Source organism: Nocardia wallacei (genome assembly GCF_014466955.1).
Classification (GTDB): domain Bacteria; phylum Actinomycetota; class Actinomycetes; order Mycobacteriales; family Mycobacteriaceae; genus Nocardia; species Nocardia wallacei.
The window spans coordinates 2,422,402-2,438,927 of record NZ_AP023396.1 but is presented as its reverse complement, the minus strand read 5'-3'; the positions used below and the strand labels follow the sequence as shown (position 1 = coordinate 2,438,927).

Below are 16,526 nucleotides of genomic sequence, written 5' to 3'. Positions count from 1 at the left end.
GAGACCGTGGGACCGACCTCACCACTCGATGCCCCGCTGCCCCTTGCGCCCCGCATCCATCGGGTGCTTGACCTTGCTCATCTCGGTCACCAGATCCGCGGCCTCGAGCAGCGCGGGCGGGGCGTCGCGGCCGGTGATCACCACGTGCTGGTTGCCGGGCCGGGTACGCAGGGTCTCGACCACCTCGTCCACGTCGACCCAGCCCCACTTCAACGGATAGGTGAACTCGTCGAGCACGTAGAACCGGTGCTGCTCGGCGGCGAGGCGTCGCGAGATCTCCCGCCAACCGGCCAGGGCCGCGGCGGCGTGGTCCTGCTCGGTCCCCGCCTTGCGCACCCACGACCAGCCCTCGCCCATCTTGTGCCATTCGACCGCCCCGCCGGTCCCGGTCTCCTCGTGCAGGCGGCCGAGGGCGCGGAACGCCGCCTCCTCCCCCACCTTCCATTTGGCGCTCTTGACGAACTGGAACACCGCGACGTCGAAGCCCTGGTTCCAGGCCCGCAGCGCCATGCCGAACGCCGCGGTCGATTTGCCCTTGCCCGGCCCGGTGTGCACCGCGAGAACCGGCTGATTGCGCCGCTGCCGGGTGGTCAGTCCGTCGTCGGGAATCGTCTCCGGAACACCCTTGGGCATCAATTCGCTCCTTCTCGCACCTGCGCTGCCGCTCCACGGTGCCACATCGAGACGACCGCGCTCGCGCTGACCCGCCCGTACGCTGGAGGGCATGCCGGATCTGCCCTCACCCGTCGACGCCCTGCTGGAGCTGGTCGCGGGCCGCCGCACGGCCGTGCTGACCGGTGCCGGGATCTCCACCGACAGTGGCATTCCCGACTACCGCGGTCCCGGCTCACCGCCGCGCACCCCGATGACCTACCAGCAGTTCGTGGGCGATCCGGTGTTCCGGCAGCGCTACTGGGCCCGCAACCACGTCGGCTGGCGGCGCATGGATGCCGCGCGGCCCAATCCCGGGCACCGCGCTCTGGCCCGCCTGGAACGCGCGGGCGTCGTCACGGGCCTGATCACCCAGAACGTCGACCTGCTGCACACCAAGGCCGGCAGCCGCCGCGTGCTGGATCTGCACGGCACCTACGCGCGGGTGCGGTGCCTGCGCTGCGACGCCCTGATCTCCCGGATGGCGCTGGCCGACCGGCTGGAGGCCGCGAACCCGGACTTCGCCGAGGCCGCCACGCTCGACGGTCTGGAGGTCGCACCCGACGCGGATGCGGTGGTCGTCGACACCGGCAGCTTCCGGATGGTCGACTGCGCGCACTGCGGCGGAATGCTGAAGCCCGACATCGTCTACTTCGGCGAGAACGTGCCCAAGGACCGCGTCGCGGCGGCTTTCGAGGTGGTGGATCAGGCCGAGGTGCTGCTGGTCGCCGGGTCGTCGCTGACGGTGATGTCGGGGCTGCGGTTCGTCCGGCACGCCGCGAAGACGGGCCGCGCGGTGGCCATCGTCAATCGCGGCCACACCCGCGGCGACGACCTCGCCACCCTCACCGTCGACGCGAGCTGCTCCGAGGTCCTGTCCGCCCTCGCCGAACACTGCGCGACCGTCGCCGCCTGACCGGGCCGTCCTGCCGCCGGACCCCACCCGGGCGGCTGTCCGGCCGAGCGGCAGTTCGCCTCCGACCACCAGCCCGTCCAGCCCGTCGGTCAGGTTCACTGCGTTCGACCACGACAGGCAGGGCAGGCGCGGATCAACTGAAACAGCCCGCCCGTCGACCACAGCATCGCCCCGGCCTCAGCGGACACCCATCGATGCGGGAAGGCGGAAACGGCCATATGCGGACGAAATGTGTTCGCGCAGGCCGGGTTCAGGCCGCGTGGTGTGACCTGGCCGCCTGCACCGCACCGGCCACCGAGTCGCCGGTCAGCTCGGCCAAGCGCAGGTAGGTCGCGCGGAGTTCGCGCGCCAGGTCCGCGGCGAGCCCCAGCCGGACCATGCCGCGTTCGCAGTCGACCACCACTCCCGCCACACCGTCACCGGCGAGGCGGCGGGCCGCGGCGCGGGCACGGGGTACCGGGTCGACGCCGCCGGTGGCGCGGCCGTCGGTGAGCAGCACCAGCAGGGCGCGGCGGCGCGGATCGCGCACCCGCTCGCGCTGCACGATCTCACGCGCCTTCAGAAGTCCTTGCGCCAGTGGGGTTTTCCCGCCGGTGCGGAGGCCGGACAGCCGGCGGACCGCGATGTCGACCGAGGATGTCGGCGGGAGCACCAGCTCGGCCTCGGTACCGCGCATGGTGATGACGGCGACCTTGTCGCGACGCTGGTAGGCGTCGCGCAGCAATGCCACCACCGCGCCGGTCACCGCGGCGAGGCGGTCGCGGGCGGCCATCGAACCGGAGGCGTCCACGACGAACACCACCAGATTGCCTTCGCGCCCTTCCCGATACGCGCCACGGAGGTCCGCCGGTTCCAGCGCCAGCGGTCCGGCGACGCGACCGCGCGCGTTCTGGTGCGGAGCGGCGGCGAAGACGGTGCCCAGCAGGTGCAGCCCCGCCGACGGGTCGGCCGTGGCGCGCACCACCCGGCCGTGCCTGGTGTGGGCGCGCGAGCGACGGCCGGGAGCGCCCTCGCCGATGCCGGGGATCTCCCAGCGGGGCGGGCGCGCAGCCGAATTCACCGGCGTCCCGGCATTGCCGGGGCGGGACTGCCCGCGCCCGGAGCCCGGGCCACCGTCCGGGCCGTCGGGCCCGTTGTCCGGACCATCGGGTCCGCCGTCGGGATCATCGGGGCTGTCCGGATCGCCCGGGCCGCCGTTCGGATCGTTCGGGCCGCCCGAATCGTTCGGGCCATCGCTCGAATCGACCGGGCCGCCGTTCGAGTCACCGGGGGCGCTGTTCGGATCGCTCGGACCACTGCCCAAATCACCGGGCCCGCTGCGCGAGTCGTCGGGGTGGTTCAGCTCACGCGGACCGTCACTCGCCTCGCCGGAATTGTCGTTCGGCCCGCTGGTGTCATCGGAACCGCGGCCCTCAGAATCCTGCGACGCATCCGATTCCCCTGCCCCGCCGCCGGATTCGGCCTCGGCACGGGCAACCTCCGCCTCGGCCTGCCGCATGGCCTCGTCCAGCTGCTCCTCGCTGATACCCGGCTCGTCGAACGGGTCGCGCCGACGGCGGTGCGGCAGCGCCAGTTCCGCCGCCACGCGCACATCCTCGGCCGTCACCCGGTCGCCGCCGCGCCACGCGGCGTGCGCGGTCGCGGTGCGGGCCACCACCAGGTCGGCGCGCATGCCGTCGACGTCGAAGCAGGCACACAGCGCGGCGATCCGGCGCAGTTCCACATCGTCCAGCGCCACCGCGCCGAGGCGGCGGCGCGCGGCCACGATGCGTTCGGCCACCGCGCGATCGGCCTCGGCGTAGCGGGTCGCGAAGGCCACCGGATCGGCCTCGTAGTCCAACCGGCGGCGCACGACCGCCATCCGCACATCGACATCGCGGGAGGCGGCCACGTCGACGGTCAGGCCGAAACGGTCGAGCAGCTGCGGCCGCAGCTCGCCCTCCTCCGGATTCATGGTCCCGACCAGCACGAAGCGCGCCGGATGCGAGTGCGAGACCCCGTCCCGCTCGATGTGCACCCGGCCCATGGCCGCGGCGTCGAGCAGCACGTCCACCAGGTGGTCGTGCAGCAGGTTCACCTCGTCGACGTAGAGCACGCCGTGGTGCGCGGCGGCCAGCAGGCCGGGACGGAACGCCTGCTCACCGTCCCGCAGCACCCGCTGCAGGTCCAGCGAGCCGACCACCCGGTCCTCGGTGGCGCCGACCGGCAGCTCCACCAGCCGCGCGGGCCGCTCGCCCCGCTCGTCCACCACCGGCGGCAACAACTCCGCCAACGCCCGCACCACCGTCGACTTCGCGGTGCCCTTCTCCCCCCGCACCAGCACGCCGCCGATCCCCGGGTGCACCGCACACAAGATCAGCCCGAGCTGCAGCCGCTCCTGGCCCACCACAGCCGAGAACGGAAATCCGGCCTCCCCGTCACGCGCCGACGCGCCATCGGAATGTGGACCCACAGTGGTTCGGGATTCGGACACGGCCCCAACTCTAGGCCCGCCACCTCACCCCACCCCCGAGCCCCCTCCTGTGAACAATCGCACCCACACAACCCTTCGCAACCCAACCGCCCCGACCCCGCCCCACCGACCGACCCGCCGCATCTCCACGCACCACCGACCCACCGCCGCACATCCCGCTGAGTCACACACCCCGCTCAGCCACACATCCCAGCCGAACCCGGCGCAACCCACTCCGCCCGAGCCCAGCGCGACCCACTCCGCCCGAGCCCAGCGCAACCCACTCCGCCCGAGCCCGGCGCAACCCACTCCGCCCGGGCGCGGCCCACTGAGCACGACGCACCTGTGGCAGGGCCGTTCGCGAGGGCGCCCGGGCGACGCATCCACCTCCGCACCACCTGCCGTTCGCAGTGCGAACCGGCTTCGACAGCGCCGAACCGCGAAGGCGGGAGCTGACCGGCCAGGTGCCGGACGGCGGTGCGGGGGCCGATTACGCTGGGGCGGTGCGTGATCTGGCGAACGGGTTCGGGTATCTGCTGCGCGGGCAGCGGTGGGTGGGCGCGCATCGGCGGGCGCTCGGGCTCGGTTTGATTCCCGGGCTGATCTCGCTGGTGCTGTACCTGGCGGCGCTGGTCACGCTGGTGGTCTTCGCGGGCGACATCGTCGATCGGGCCACGCCGTTCGCCGACTCCTGGGCGTCGCCGTGGCCGGGGTTGCTGCGGGGATTCCTCGCCGTGTTGCTGGTGGCGCTCGGGCTGCTGCTGTCGGTGGTCACCTTCACCGCGGTGACGCTGGTGATCGGGCAGCCGTTCTACGAGGCACTGTCCGAGCAGGTCGACCGGTCGCGGTCGCCGGAGGGCGCCGCGCCGGAATCCGGGCTGCCGTTCCTGCGCGAACTGTGGATCTCGGTGCGCGACGGGCTCCGAATAGTCGTGCGCGCCGCCTGCTGGGGTGTGCTGCTGTTCGCGGCGGGATTCCTGCCGGTGGTCGGCCAGACCGTGGTGCCCGTCCTGGGCGTCTGCGTCACCGGGTGGTTCCTGGCCCAGGAACTGACCTCGGTAGCGCTGGCCCGCCGCGGCGTCGAACTCCGCGACCAGCTGAACCTCCTGCGCACCCGCCGAATGCTGGTGTGGGGCTTCGGCATTCCACTGGCGGCGGTCTTCCTCATCCCGTTCGTAGCGGTGTTCCTCATGCCCGGCGCGGTCGCGGGCGCCACCCTGCTCGTCCGCGACCTGCGCCGGGAGGAAACGGCCGAGAGCGCCCCGGATCAGCAAGCGCGGCAAAGGTTCTGATCCACGCCGCTCAGGCGCCCAGCGCCGACTCCTCGTCCGGGTCCACGGCATCGACCAGTTCGTCCCAATGCTCGGCCGCCCACGCGCAGATGGCCTGTAGCGGCTCGAGCATGCTGTAACCGAGCGCGGTGAGCTCGTAGGTGACCTGGCGGCCCGCGACGGTCCGGGTGACCAGGCCGAGGCGTTCGAGGGTCCGCAGCGACTGGGTCATGACCTTGGGCGTGATGCGCGCCAAGGGGATTCGCAATTCGGAGTAGCGACGGGGGCCGTCGGCGAGGCACGCCACGATCAGTGCGCCCCACTTGTCCCCGATGCGGACGGGCGACAGGACCGACGGGCACAGTTCATCGAACATCTGCGGCTGTAGCGATCGCATCGTCCCAGCCTAGCCAGGCGCGAGGTATCCCGGCGGTAACCATGGTCGCCGCTACCGTCCCGGACATGGCGAAAATCATCGTTTTCGGAGCAGGCGGCCGAGCGGGCCGCACCATCGCGGCGGAGGCGCAGTCCCGCGGCCACACGGTGACGCGCGTGGTGCGCGACGCGTCCGAGCACGCGGACCTCGACGCCGCGACCGGCGACGTCACCGACGCCGCGCGGATCGCGGAACTGGCCGCGGGCCACGACGTCGCGGTACATGCCGCCGCGACGCTGGACATCCCCGCGGCCGAGTTCTTCCCCGCCGCCGCCCGTGCCCTGCTCACCGGACTCACCACCGCGGGCGTCCCCCGGCTCGTCGCGATCGGCCTGGCCACCAGCTTCCCCAACGCCGACGGTGTACTCCTGCGCGACTCCATCGAATTCCCGGCCGAGCACCGACCGTTCATCCTCGGCCACGGCGCGGGCACCGATGTCCTGCGCTCGGCGGACACCACGATCGATTGGACGGTCGTGGCCCCGTCCGGCGACTTCGACCACACCGGCGACCCGGTCGGCCGTTACCGCGTCACCCCGGCCGATTTCGACCTGCGCATCACCTATCCGGACTTCGCCCGCGCGGTGGTCGACGAGATCGAACGACCGGCCCACACCCGCGCCTTCTTCGCCGTCACCGCGGCCTGAGCCCTTCGAAAGGCGAAGTCCCGCAGCCCTTACCGGCTGCGGGACTTCGGCACATCAGCCGCGTCGCATCGGCACGTGCGGAATGCCGTCCTCGATGTACTCCTCGCCGTCGGGCTTGAACCCGTGCTTGGTGTACATGTCGATCAGGTAGGTCTGCGCGTTCAAACGCACGGTGGCCGAACCGGTCTCGGCGAGCGCGGCCTGCAGCAGCCGGGTGGTGTAACCGTGCCCGCGCGCCGGCGGGGTGGTGCACAACCGGCCGATCCGGAACGACTTCACGCCGTCCTTGTGCTCCTCGAGCAACCGCAGGGTGCTGATGATCTCACCCTCGTCGTCGAGCCAGAGGTGCCGCGTCTCCGGCAGCAGGTCGAGACCGTCCAGCTCCGGGTACGCGCACTTCTGCTCGACCACGAAGACCGCGACGCGAAGCTGCAACAGCTTGTAGAGGGTCGCGGTGTCGAGATCCGCGGCCCACGACCGTTTCAGAGCAACCGTTGACATCATCGCGTCTTGCTATCACATAGTTCAGTTCCGCGCGACCCCGGCCGGTACCGGCGTGTTGCCGCCCGTGGATTCCGGCCGTTCCAGCCGCAGCGCCTTGGTCGACCAATCCCACACCTCGCGGTACAGGCCCTGATTCTCCGAAAGCTTGATGCCCAGCGAGGGCACCATCTCCTTCAGCCTCGGCGTCCACTGCTCGTACTCGGCCGGGAAGCACCGCTGCAGCACGTCGAGCATGGCGCTGACGCACGTGGAGGCGCCCGGCGAGGCTCCGAGCAGGCCGGCGACCGAACCGTCGGCCGCGGCGATCACGGCGGTGCCCAGCTCGAGCACGCCGCCGATGCCCTTGCGGCGGATGATCTGCACGCGCTGACCGGCGGTGATCAGCTCCCAGTCGTGGCCGTCGGCGCGCGGGATGAACTCCTCCATCGTGTTCACCTTGCCCGCCGGAGACTTGAGCAGCTCGCTGACCAGGTACTTGACCAGGCCCAGCTCGGTGGCGGCGACGCCCAGCATGGGCGTGACATTGCCCGCGCGCACCGACTTGAACAGGTCGGTGAGCTTGCCGTCCTTGAGGAACTTCGGCGTCCAGCCGGCATAGGGGCCGAACAGCAGCCCGGCGTTGCCCCGGATCACGCGAGTATCCAAGTGCGGCACCGACATCGGCGGCGCGCCCACCGCGGCCTTGCCGTACACCTTGGCGTTGTGCTGCTCGATCAGCGCCGGGTTGGTACAGCGCAGGAACTGGCCGCTGACCGGGAACCCGGCGAAGCCCTTGATCTCGGAGATGCCCGACTTCTGCAGCAGCGGCAGCGCGTACCCGCCCGCGCCGACGAAGACGAATTTCGCGTTCACCGTGCGGTTTCCGCCGGTGCGGGTGTTGCGGACCCGGACGTTCCAGCTGCCGTCGGACTGCTTGTCGAGGTTGCGCACCTGGCTGCCGAACGCGATCTCGACGCCGCTCCCGCCGAGGTAGGCCAGCAGCTGCTTGGTCAGCGAGCCGAAGTCGATGTCGGTGCCGCGGTCGCTCCAGTTCAGCGCGATCGGGTCGGAGTAGTCGCGGCCCTTGGCCATCAGCGGCAGCCGCCGCGCGAACTCGTCGGGCGTATCGATGTACTCCATGCCCTCGAACAGCGGGTGCCGCGCCAGCGCCTCGTACCGCCTGCGCAGGTAGTCGACGTTGTCGGCGCCGTGCACGAAGCTGACGTGCGCGATCGGGTTGATGAACTCCGACGGGTCGCCCAGCACCCCGGTCTCCACCGCGTGCGCCCAGAACTGCCGCGATACCTGGAACCGCTCGTTGATGTCCACGGCCTTGGACACGTCGACCGAACCGTCGGGCTGTTGCGGGCTGTAGTTCAGCTCGCACAGCGCCGAATGGCCGGTGCCCGCGTTGTTCCACGGGTCACTGCTCTCCGGGGCCGCGGCATCGGTCCGCTCGAACATGGTGATCGACCAATCGGGCTGCAACTGACGTAGCAGCGCCCCGAGGGTGGCACTCATGATGCCGGCACCGATGAGGACTACATCGGTCTTTTCAGTCATCGCAGCGTTCGGCACGGGTAGATCGACTTCCTTGTCCTGCGAGCGGGTCAGCAACTTCAGCGGGAAGGTTACCCGCCGTTCACTTCAACCTGATTCTGCCCCTCACCATGCCCGTTCCTGAATACGCCAACACAGGATGTGACCGACTTCCCTCCCTCCGCCATCGATGAGCGGGTCGAATATCGTGGAGCTGTGACGAACGAGACGCCCGTTGCACCCACCCGTGCCGCGTCCTGGCAACCCGATGTGCTGGGCGAGGAATACGAGCAACTGACCATCCCACTGGGCGCCGACCCGGACGGCGAGGGCACCGTCGAGGCCACGCTGGTGCGCTATACCGCCGGCGCCCGCGCCGACGCCACCGGAACCGTGCTGTACGTGCACGGCTTCACCGACTACTTCTTCCAGAAGCATCTGGCCGAGCACATGGCCGCGCAGGGCTTTCGCTTCTACGCGCTGGATCTGCGCAAGTGCGGCCGGTCCCGGCGGCCGGGGCAGACCGCGCACTACGTCAGCGACCTGTCGCTCTACGACGCCGAACTGGACGAGGCGCTGCGCATCGTGCGCGCGGAGACCGGGCTGCCGGTGCTGCTGATGGCGCACTCCACCGGGGGCCTGGTGCTGCCGCTCTGGCTGGACCGGCTCGAGCGCTCGAAAGGCGTTGCCGCGCAGGGCATCACCGGGCTGGTGCTGAACAGTCCGTGGTTCGACCTGCAGGGCCCGGCCTACTACCGCACGATCGGCACGGCGGTGATCAACGGCCTCGGCCGGGTGCGGGCCATGGCGCGGATGCCCGGCGCCGAGCTGAGCACCTACGGCGACAGCCTGCATCGCAGCGTGTCCGGCGAGTGGGATTACGACCTGGATTGGAAGCCGCTGACGGGCTTTCCCGTGCACTTCGGCTGGCTGCGCGCGATCCGGCAGGGGCACGCGCGGCTGCAGCGCGGACTCGACGTCGGGGTGCCGGCGCTGGTGCTGCGGTCCAAGGTGACGAAGTTCATGCGCGAGTACGGCCCGGCGGCCGATGTCGCCGACACCGTCCTCGACGTGCGTCAGATCCAGCGCTGGTCCGGTTGCCTGGGCGTGCGGACCAACGTGGTGCCGATCGAGGGCGCCCGCCACGACGTGTTCCTGTCCTCGGAGCCGGTGCGCGCGACCGCGTTCGAAGAGCTCGACGCCTGGCTGGCGTGGCTGGCCGAGTTCACCTCGAAGGGCTGAAGCTCACCACAGGCCGCTGCGCAGCACGATCTCCGTCGCCAGTTCCTGATCGGCCTCGGTGGCGACGTGCGCGACGTCCACCTGGGTGACGCGGAACTCGCCGAACACGAACCGTCCGCTGGCGTCGGCGGCCGAGCGCGGCAGGTCCTTGGTAGCGATCACGGTGGTGGGTAGTTCCACGGCCGGGCAGGCGGCATCGGTCGCGCCCCCGGCGGCAGGTACGGCCGGGTGCGCCCGACCGGCGACGACGAGTCCGATGAACCGGCCGAAGCCGCGGGCGCTGAGTTGCCACGCGAGGTCGGCGCCCGCCCCGGCGCCGACCAGGTTCGTCCACGGCACCCCGAGGTCGTCGAGGATGGCGTAGACCCCGGTCTGGTCCAGGTCGTCGAGGGTTTCCACCGCGATCGTACGCAGGTCGGAGGTGTGCAGGCGGGCGCACACCCGGTCGTACACGTCGACCGGGTCACCCGCGTCGGGCAGCAGCAGTACGGTGTGCCGTGATTGCGGTCCACCGACTCGCACGGTCCACGCGCGGTCCCCGACCGCGATCCGCCGAGTTTCCATGCCGACTCACGCTACACGTCGTCGCGGCTCCCGACCGCGTGTTGCTGACCACCCTTCGGCATGGCGATCGGCGCGTCGACGCACTGGTCGGTCGTGCCACTACGGCGGTGCCGCGCTGCGGCGTTCGGTCCGGCCGCTGACGGTCAGCGTCGGCAGGCCGGGCGGCGCGCCGGTGGTGAGGAGGCGCTCGAGGTGGTCGAGGTCGAGATGTTTCTCGATCAGATCGGCCAGCAGGTCGAGCTGCGCGGTGCGCACGTCGGCCACCGAGACATCCTGCGCGACAACGAAACCCGCTCGACCGGCGCGCTCGGCGACCGTGCGTAACCAGGAGCGGCGGAACTCGTCGGATTCCAGCAGGCCGTGCAGATGGGTGCCCCAGATCGCGCCGCTCGCGCTGCCCTCCGGGTTACCGTCGGCGAGTTCCAGCCACGCGGGGTCGCCGGTGCGGCTTACCCGGCCGTGGTGAATCTCATAGCCGCGCACGGGGATTCGATCCTTCCCGGACACGGATCCGGTCGTGCGGCGCAGCACCTTGGGGTCGGCGAATTCGATCTCGAGGTCCAGCAGACCGAGGCCGGGCACCTCACCCGCCGCCGATTCCACCTCGTCGCTGATGCGGCGGCCGAGCATCTGGTAGCCGCCGCAGATGCCCAGGATCGGGCCGCCCACCCGCGCCCGGGCCACCAGCGCGTCGGCTATTCCGGTGCGGCGCAACCATTCCAGGTCGCTCACCGTGGACTTGCTGCCGGGGAGCACCACGAGGTCGGCGTCGGCGAGGCGGGAGGGGTCACCCACCCAGCGCACCGCGACGCCCGGCTCGCACGCCAGGGCCTCGATGTCGGTGGAGTTGGAGATGCGCGGAAACCGGATCGCGGCGACGGTGAGCCATTGCGTCCCGACCGGCGGATTCGGCCGCCCGACCGGGGCGTCGGCGACGGTACCGAGCGAGTCCTCGGCGTCGAGCCAGAGTTCTTCGGCAAAGGGCAGCACGCCCAGGGTCGGACGCCCGGTGAGCGCGGCCAGCTGGTCTATGCCCGGCCGCAGCAGCTCGACGTCGCCGCGGAACTTGTTCACGATGAAACCCGAGATGAGTTGCTGGTCTTCGGGTTCGAGAATCGCGACGGTGCCGAACAGATGCGCCAGCACGCCGCCGCGGTCGATGTCGCCGACCAGCAGTACCGGCAGATTCGCCGCGCGAGCCAGGCCCATATTGGCCAGATCGGTGGCGCGCAGGTTGATCTCGGCGGGCGATCCCGCCCCTTCGCAGATCACGACATCGAAATCGGCTCGCAGCGCGGCCAATTCGTCGGCCACCACCCCGCTGAGCCGCTGCCGGTGCCGGAAGTAGTCCGCGGCGCCCACGGTATCGACCGCCTTGCCGCGCACGACCAGTTGCGACCGCCGATCGCTACCCGGCTTCAACAGCACCGGATTGAACCGTACGCTCGGCTCCAGCCCGCACGCCCGCGCCTGCAGCGCCTGCGCCCGGCCGATCTCCCCGCCGTCCAGGGTCACCACCGAGTTGTTCGACATGTTCTGCGCCTTGAACGGCGCCACCCGCACGCCCCGCCGCGCCAGCATGCGGCAGATCCCGGCTACGACAACGCTTTTCCCGGCGTCCGAGGTGGTACCCGCGACCAGCAGCGCCCCATTCACGGGAGGGTGAGGATCTCGGCGCCTTCGTCCGTCACGACCAGGGTGTGCTCGAACTGAGCGGTCCACTTGCGGTCCTTGGTCACCACGGTCCAGCCGTCGTTCCAGATCTCGTAGTCGATGCCGCCCAGGTTGATCATCGGCTCGATCGTGAAGGTCATGCCCGGCTCGATGACCGATTCGATGGCCGGCTGGTCGTAGTGCAGGATGACCAGGCCGCTGTGGAAGGTCGGGCCGACGCCGTGGCCGGTGAAGTCGCGCACCACGCCGTAGCCGAAACGGTTGGCGTAGGACTCGATGACCCGGCCGATCACGTTCAGCGCCCGGCCCGGCCGCACCGCCTTGATGGCCCGCATGGTGGCCTCCCGGGTGCGCTCGACCAGCAGCCGCGCCTCCTCGTCCACGTCACCGGCCAGGAAGGTGGCGTTGGTGTCGCCGTGCACGCCGTCGATGTAGGCCGTGACGTCGATATTGACGATGTCGCCGTCCTCGATCACCGTCGAATCCGGGATGCCGTGGCAGATCACCTCGTTCAGAGAGGTGCAGCACGACTTCGGGAAACCCTTGTAGCCCAGCGTCGAGGGATAGGCGCCGTGGTCGCACAGGTATTCGTGCACGATCCGGTCCAGTTCGTCGGTGGTGACGCCCGGCGCGACCGCCTTACCGGCCTCCTGCAGCGCCTGCGCGGCCAGCTTCCCGGCCAGCCGCATCTTCTCGATCGTCTCCGGTGTCTGCACCCAGGGTTCGCGGCCCTCGTTGACGGTCTTCTTCCACGCGTACTCCGGACGCTCGATCGAGCGCGGGACCTCACGGATCGGCGACTGGGTTCCGGGGACGAGTGGCTGGCGAGTACGGACAGACATGCTGTCCAGAGTATCCGTCCCGACCGCGCGGGGCGTCCCCACCTCACTCCCGTAACTGGGCCTCGAACGCGATGCGGTCGCCTCGGTAGAGCGCGCGGACGCGTTCTATGGCGCGGCCGTCGGCGTCGACGGTGCGGCGGTGCAGCAGAATCATCGGCAGCGCGGTGGTGCACTCCAGCAGAGCGGCCTCGCGGGGCGAGGCGAGCACGGTTTCGATGCGCTCGCGCGCCGCGCCGAAGACGACACCGGCGGCGCGGATGGCCGCGTACAGCGAGGTGGTCGGGTCGTAGGAACCTCGCAGCCCGCCGAACCGCTCCACCGTGAGATAGGTGCTCTCCAGACCGATCTTCTCGCCGTCGGCCAGCAGCACGCGCTCCAGGTGCATGACCGTGGCGCCCACTCCGACGCCCAGCGCATCGGCGGTCTCGGCGTCGGCCGGAACGTCGTCCCAGCCGACCAGCACGCGCCCCGGCTGCCGCCCCAGACTCAGCGCCGCCTCGGTGTAGGAGCGCAGCGACAGCGGCTGCACCAGCTTCGGCCGCGAGACGACGGTGCCGCGACCCTGCCGCCGAATCCGCCCCTCCACCAACAGGTCTCGCAACGCCTGGCGGACCGTCTCGCGCGCGACCTCGAACCGGGCGGCCAGCTCGCGCTCGGACGGGACCGGATCACCCTCGTCGAGTTCCCCGATGATGCGCTCGATCTGCGTGCGCACGCGGTAGGCCTTGGGCAGCCGGGCGCCCGAATCCGCACTCGCGGCGGACATCTCGTCGGCGCCGGGCCCCGGCGTCACCGCTGCCACGTCGATTGCGTCCATACCGACAGCCTACCCGGAATTGGTCTATACCAAATATTAACCTGGAGTTCGCGTGCGAAACACTCACCGGTCTAGACCATTGCGCATCATGGTCGGCATGCGATTGGTCATCATCGGCGGCGGCATCCTGGGCACCGCGCACGCCCTGGCCGCCATCGGCCGCGGGCACGAGGTCGTGCAACTCGAGCGCGAGAGCGAGGCCCGCGGGGCGACGGTCCGCAACTTCGGCCTGGTCTGGGTGTCCGGCCGCAGCGCACACGAGCTGGCGATCACGCTGCGATCGCGCCGGTTGTGGGAGGAGATCGGCGGCAAGGTACCGGGCGTGGGATTCCGCCCCTCGGGTTCGCTGACGCTGGTCCGCACCGACGCCGAACTCGCGGTGGCCGAGGCCGCGGCGGCGGACCCGACCGCCGAGGAGCGCGGTTTCGAACTCCTCGAACCCGACCGGGTGCGCGCCCTCAACCCCGCCTTGCGCGGCAAATTCCTTGCCGGACTGCACTGTTCGACCGATGCCGCGGTCGAGTCCCGCCAGGCGCTCCCCGCCCTGCGGGCCTACCTGGACGCCACCGGCCGCTACGCCTTCTACGCCGGCGCCGAGGCGCGCGCGATCTCCGGCGACGCCGTCGTCGACGACCGCGGCCGCCGTTTCGCCGCCGACCTGGTGCTGGTGTGCCCGGGCGCCGCGCACGGCGGGCTCACCCGGGAACTGGCCGGCGACCTCCCCGTCCGCCGGGTCCGGCTGCAGATGATGCAGACCGCGCCGCTGGGCGAACAGTTGACCACCGCGATCGCCGACGGCGACAGCTTCCGCTACTACCCCGCCTTCGCCGGACCCCAGCTCGCCCGGCTGAATCGGGAACAGTCCCAGACCTTCACCGCCGCCCGGCACCGGATGCAGCTGCTGTGCGTGCAGCGCCTGCACGGCGGGCTCACCATCGGCGACACCCACGAGTACGACGAGCCGTTCGCCTTCGACGTCGACGAGGCCCCGTACGAGCACCTCACCTCGGTCACCGAGGAACTGCTGGGCCGCAAACTGCCGCCGGTGGTGCGGCGCTGGGCCGGTGTCTACAGCCAGAGCATCGATCCGAACGCCATCGTCACGCGCGCCCGCGCCGCCGAGAACGTCTGGGTGATCACCGGGCCGGGCGGCCGCGGCATGACGCTCGGCCCGGCGCTCGGCGAGGAAACCGCCGACCTGCTGCACCTGTGAAGGGAAACACCTTGTCGCACAACGATATCGAGCTGGCCGTCCTCGACATGGCTGGGACCACCGTGGCCGACGGCGGGCTGGTGCTGCGCGCCTTCGACGCCGCCGCCACCGCCGCCGGGATCCCCGCGACGGGCCCCGAACGCGAGGCCGCCCGCCGGTACGTGGTCGACACCATGGGCCGGTCGAAGATCACCGTGTTCCGCGCCCTGCTCGGCGACGAGGACCGCGCGCAGCTGGCGAACCGGGCCTTCGAAGCCGCCTACGACGAGTTCGCCGCTGATGCGACGCCGATTCCCGGTGCGGCCGAGGCGATGACGCGGCTGCGGGCGGCCGGGATCAAGGTGGCGCTGACGACCGGTTTCAGTCGCGGCACCCAGGACCGGCTGCTGGACGCGCTGGGCTGGCACGACATCGCCGACCTGACACTGTCCCCGGCGCAGGCCGGGCGGGGCCGGCCCTATCCGGATCTGGTGCTCACCGCCGTGCTCCGACTGCGCATCGACGCGGTGGATCGCGTCGCGGTGCTGGGCGATACGGCCAGCGACATCGGCACCGGTCTGGCAGCGGGCGCCCGCATCGTCGCGGGGACGCTCACCGGCGCCCACGATCACGCACAGTTGTCGGCCGCGGGCGCGACCCATGTGCTGCCGTCCGTGGTGCAGTTCGCGGATCTGCTACTTCTGCCCTGACTCCGATCAGTCCACCCCGCACACGAAAGTTGCTGTTATCGTGCGTATTTCGACACCGCGCCGCGCACTCGACGCAGTGCTGTTCGCCGCCGCCGTCGCCTGTTCGGTGACAGCGTGCGGCGGCACCGGAACCTCCTCCTCCGACGGCACCACCGTGACCGTCTATTCGGCAGACGGTATGGGTGCCTGGTACCGGGACCGATTCGCGAAATTCGAGGAACGGACCGGCATTTCGGTGAACCTGGTCGAGGCGGGCTCCGGCGAGATGGTCAACCGGGTGGACAAGGAGCGGTCCAACCCGCAGGCCGATGTACTCGTCACCCTGCCGCCGTTCATCCAGAAGGCGAACAGGTCCGGGCTGCTGCAGGACAGCGGCGTCGACACCGCCGCGGTGCCCGACACCGACAAGGACCCGGGCGGCAAGTACGTCACCCTGGCCGGAAACTACCTGTCCTTCATCGCCAACCCGTCCGTCGACGCCGCGCTCACCTGGGACGACCTGCTCGAACCGCAGTTCAGGGGCAAACTCCAGTACTCCACGCCCGGGCAGGCGGGCGACGGCACCGCGGTCCTGATCCTGCTACAGCAATTGTTCGGCAAGCAGGGCGCGCTGGACTACCTGGCCAAGCTGCAGGCCAACAATGTCGGGCCGTCCGCGTCCACCGGCAAACTGCAGCCGAAGGTCGACAACGGCGAGTTGCTGATCGCCAACGGCGACGTCCAGATGAACCTGGCCAGTATCAAGGAGAAGGGGTCGAGGTTCACCGTCTTCTTTCCCGCCACCGCCGACGGCAAGCGCAGCACGGTCGCGGTGCCGTACGTGATGGGTATGGCGAAGGGCGCGCCGCACCGGGACGCCGCGCGGAAACTGATGGAGTACCTACTCTCGACAGAGGCGCAGCGAACTCTCGGCCCCGACGCGATGGCCTTCCCGGCCCGCCGGGACGTCCCGGATGTACCGCCCGCCGACGGTGCTGTCTCGCCCTCCGCGCTGATCCGGGACGTGACCGTGGTGCGGCCCGACTGGAACGAGGTGCTCGAGGATTTGGACGGCGATATCGCGGCCTACCAGAAAGCCACCGGTAGCTGA

Annotated in this window: 16 protein-coding genes; 7 read left to right on the top strand and 9 right to left on the bottom strand. The window is 70.6% G+C overall.

Translation table 11 applies throughout. From position 1 onward, the window contains the following. Positions 1-18: 18 nt before the first annotated feature. Entirely contained in the window at positions 19-633 is a 615-nt protein-coding gene (cobO, locus tag NWFMUON74_RS11060; RefSeq protein WP_187687726.1) for a cob(I)yrinic acid a,c-diamide adenosyltransferase, read from the bottom strand. Between the two features lie 91 nt (positions 634-724). Here cobO and NWFMUON74_RS11055 point away from each other — a divergent pair, with 91 nt between their 5' ends. Next, positions 725-1,567, top strand: coding sequence for an NAD-dependent protein deacetylase (locus NWFMUON74_RS11055; RefSeq protein ID WP_187687725.1), 843 nt, complete (start codon positions 725-727; stop codon positions 1,565-1,567). A gap of 250 nt (positions 1,568-1,817) precedes the next feature. Here NWFMUON74_RS11055 and NWFMUON74_RS11050 read toward each other — a convergent pair whose 3' ends face one another. Beyond that, the gene (locus NWFMUON74_RS11050; RefSeq protein WP_187689073.1) at positions 1,818-4,019 is read right to left on the bottom strand and encodes a magnesium chelatase subunit D family protein; all 2,202 of its coding nucleotides are present in this window, start codon (positions 4,017-4,019) and stop codon (positions 1,818-1,820) included. Between the two features lie 503 nt (positions 4,020-4,522). Here NWFMUON74_RS11050 and NWFMUON74_RS11045 point away from each other — a divergent pair. Then, positions 4,523-5,311, top strand: a complete 789-nt coding sequence (locus NWFMUON74_RS11045; protein ID WP_187687724.1) for an EI24 domain-containing protein — start codon at positions 4,523-4,525, stop codon at positions 5,309-5,311. 10 nt (positions 5,312-5,321) lie between these two features. Here the strand turns inward: NWFMUON74_RS11045 and NWFMUON74_RS11040 are convergent, their stop codons facing one another. Next, the gene (locus NWFMUON74_RS11040) at positions 5,322-5,687 is read right to left on the bottom strand and encodes a winged helix-turn-helix transcriptional regulator (RefSeq protein WP_187687723.1); all 366 of its coding nucleotides are present in this window, start codon (positions 5,685-5,687) and stop codon (positions 5,322-5,324) included. A 65-nt stretch (positions 5,688-5,752) separates the two neighbouring features. Here NWFMUON74_RS11040 and NWFMUON74_RS11035 point away from each other — a divergent pair, with 65 nt between their 5' ends. Further along, on the top strand, positions 5,753-6,373 hold the full coding sequence (locus NWFMUON74_RS11035) for an NAD(P)-dependent oxidoreductase (protein ID WP_187687722.1): 621 nt from the start codon (positions 5,753-5,755) through the stop codon (positions 6,371-6,373). 54 nt (positions 6,374-6,427) lie between these two features. On the opposite strand, the gene NWFMUON74_RS11030 is transcribed toward NWFMUON74_RS11035, so the two are convergent. Together NWFMUON74_RS11030 and mqo are read right to left on the bottom strand one after the other, a co-directional pair. Further along, the gene (locus tag NWFMUON74_RS11030) at positions 6,428-6,877 is read right to left on the bottom strand and encodes a GNAT family N-acetyltransferase (protein ID WP_187687721.1); all 450 of its coding nucleotides are present in this window, start codon (positions 6,875-6,877) and stop codon (positions 6,428-6,430) included. A gap of 21 nt (positions 6,878-6,898) precedes the next feature. Then, entirely contained in the window at positions 6,899-8,419 is a 1,521-nt protein-coding gene (gene mqo / locus NWFMUON74_RS11025) for a malate dehydrogenase (quinone) (RefSeq protein ID WP_187687720.1), read from the bottom strand. 192 nt (positions 8,420-8,611) lie between these two features. On the opposite strand from mqo, the gene NWFMUON74_RS11020 reads away from it, so the two are divergent. Next, positions 8,612-9,637, top strand: a complete 1,026-nt coding sequence (locus NWFMUON74_RS11020; RefSeq protein ID WP_187687719.1) for an alpha/beta hydrolase — start codon at positions 8,612-8,614, stop codon at positions 9,635-9,637. Between the two features lie 3 nt (positions 9,638-9,640). Here the strand turns inward: NWFMUON74_RS11020 and NWFMUON74_RS11015 are convergent, their stop codons facing one another. The 4 genes from NWFMUON74_RS11015 to NWFMUON74_RS11000 form a co-directional block, all read right to left on the bottom strand. Then, positions 9,641-10,201, bottom strand: coding sequence for an alpha/beta hydrolase (locus NWFMUON74_RS11015; protein WP_187687718.1), 561 nt, complete (start codon positions 10,199-10,201; stop codon positions 9,641-9,643). A gap of 99 nt (positions 10,202-10,300) precedes the next feature. Further along, the gene (locus NWFMUON74_RS11010) at positions 10,301-11,857 is read right to left on the bottom strand and encodes a cobyric acid synthase (RefSeq protein ID WP_187687717.1); all 1,557 of its coding nucleotides are present in this window, start codon (positions 11,855-11,857) and stop codon (positions 10,301-10,303) included. Further along, on the bottom strand, positions 11,854-12,717 hold the full coding sequence (map, locus tag NWFMUON74_RS11005) for a type I methionyl aminopeptidase (protein WP_187687716.1): 864 nt from the start codon (positions 12,715-12,717) through the stop codon (positions 11,854-11,856). Before map ends, NWFMUON74_RS11010 begins: the two co-directional genes overlap by 4 nt. A gap of 43 nt (positions 12,718-12,760) precedes the next feature. Next, complete coding sequence (locus NWFMUON74_RS11000) at positions 12,761-13,483, bottom strand: GntR family transcriptional regulator (protein WP_187689072.1); 723 nt, start codon at positions 13,481-13,483, stop codon at positions 12,761-12,763. Between the two features lie 148 nt (positions 13,484-13,631). Between NWFMUON74_RS11000 and NWFMUON74_RS10995 the strand changes: the two genes are divergently transcribed. The 3 genes from NWFMUON74_RS10995 to NWFMUON74_RS10985 are packed head-to-tail and all read left to right on the top strand — an operon-like array spanning position 13,632 to position 16,526. Continuing rightward, positions 13,632-14,747: a TIGR03364 family FAD-dependent oxidoreductase gene (locus NWFMUON74_RS10995; RefSeq protein ID WP_187687715.1), complete on the top strand. Its 1,116-nt coding sequence runs from the start codon at positions 13,632-13,634 to the stop codon at positions 14,745-14,747. Between the two features lie 11 nt (positions 14,748-14,758). Then, positions 14,759-15,436: a phosphonatase-like hydrolase gene (locus NWFMUON74_RS10990; protein WP_269475331.1), complete on the top strand. Its 678-nt coding sequence runs from the start codon at positions 14,759-14,761 to the stop codon at positions 15,434-15,436. A gap of 40 nt (positions 15,437-15,476) precedes the next feature. After that, a complete protein-coding gene (locus NWFMUON74_RS10985) occupies positions 15,477-16,526 on the top strand; it encodes a 2-aminoethylphosphonate ABC transporter substrate-binding protein (RefSeq protein WP_425300663.1) in 1,050 nt (349 codons plus the stop codon).

Coding starts and splice junctions, on each gene's coding strand:
- cobO (WP_187687726.1), bottom strand. CDS start 633: ATGCCCAAGGGTGTTCCGGAGACGATTCCCGACGACGGACTGACCACC.
- NWFMUON74_RS11055 (WP_187687725.1), top strand. CDS start 725: ATGCCGGATCTGCCCTCACCCGTCGACGCCCTGCTGGAGCTGGTCGCG.
- NWFMUON74_RS11040 (WP_187687723.1), bottom strand. CDS start 5,687: ATGCGATCGCTACAGCCGCAGATGTTCGATGAACTGTGCCCGTCGGTC.
- NWFMUON74_RS11035 (WP_187687722.1), top strand. CDS start 5,753: ATGGCGAAAATCATCGTTTTCGGAGCAGGCGGCCGAGCGGGCCGCACC.
- NWFMUON74_RS11030 (WP_187687721.1), bottom strand. CDS start 6,877: ATGATGTCAACGGTTGCTCTGAAACGGTCGTGGGCCGCGGATCTCGAC.
- mqo (WP_187687720.1), bottom strand. CDS start 8,419: ATGACTGAAAAGACCGATGTAGTCCTCATCGGTGCCGGCATCATGAGT.
- NWFMUON74_RS11015 (WP_187687718.1), bottom strand. CDS start 10,201: ATGGAAACTCGGCGGATCGCGGTCGGGGACCGCGCGTGGACCGTGCGA.
- map (WP_187687716.1), bottom strand. CDS start 12,717: ATGTCTGTCCGTACTCGCCAGCCACTCGTCCCCGGAACCCAGTCGCCG.
- NWFMUON74_RS11000 (WP_187689072.1), bottom strand. CDS start 13,483: ATGTCCGCCGCGAGTGCGGATTCGGGCGCCCGGCTGCCCAAGGCCTAC.
- NWFMUON74_RS10995 (WP_187687715.1), top strand. CDS start 13,632: ATGCGATTGGTCATCATCGGCGGCGGCATCCTGGGCACCGCGCACGCC.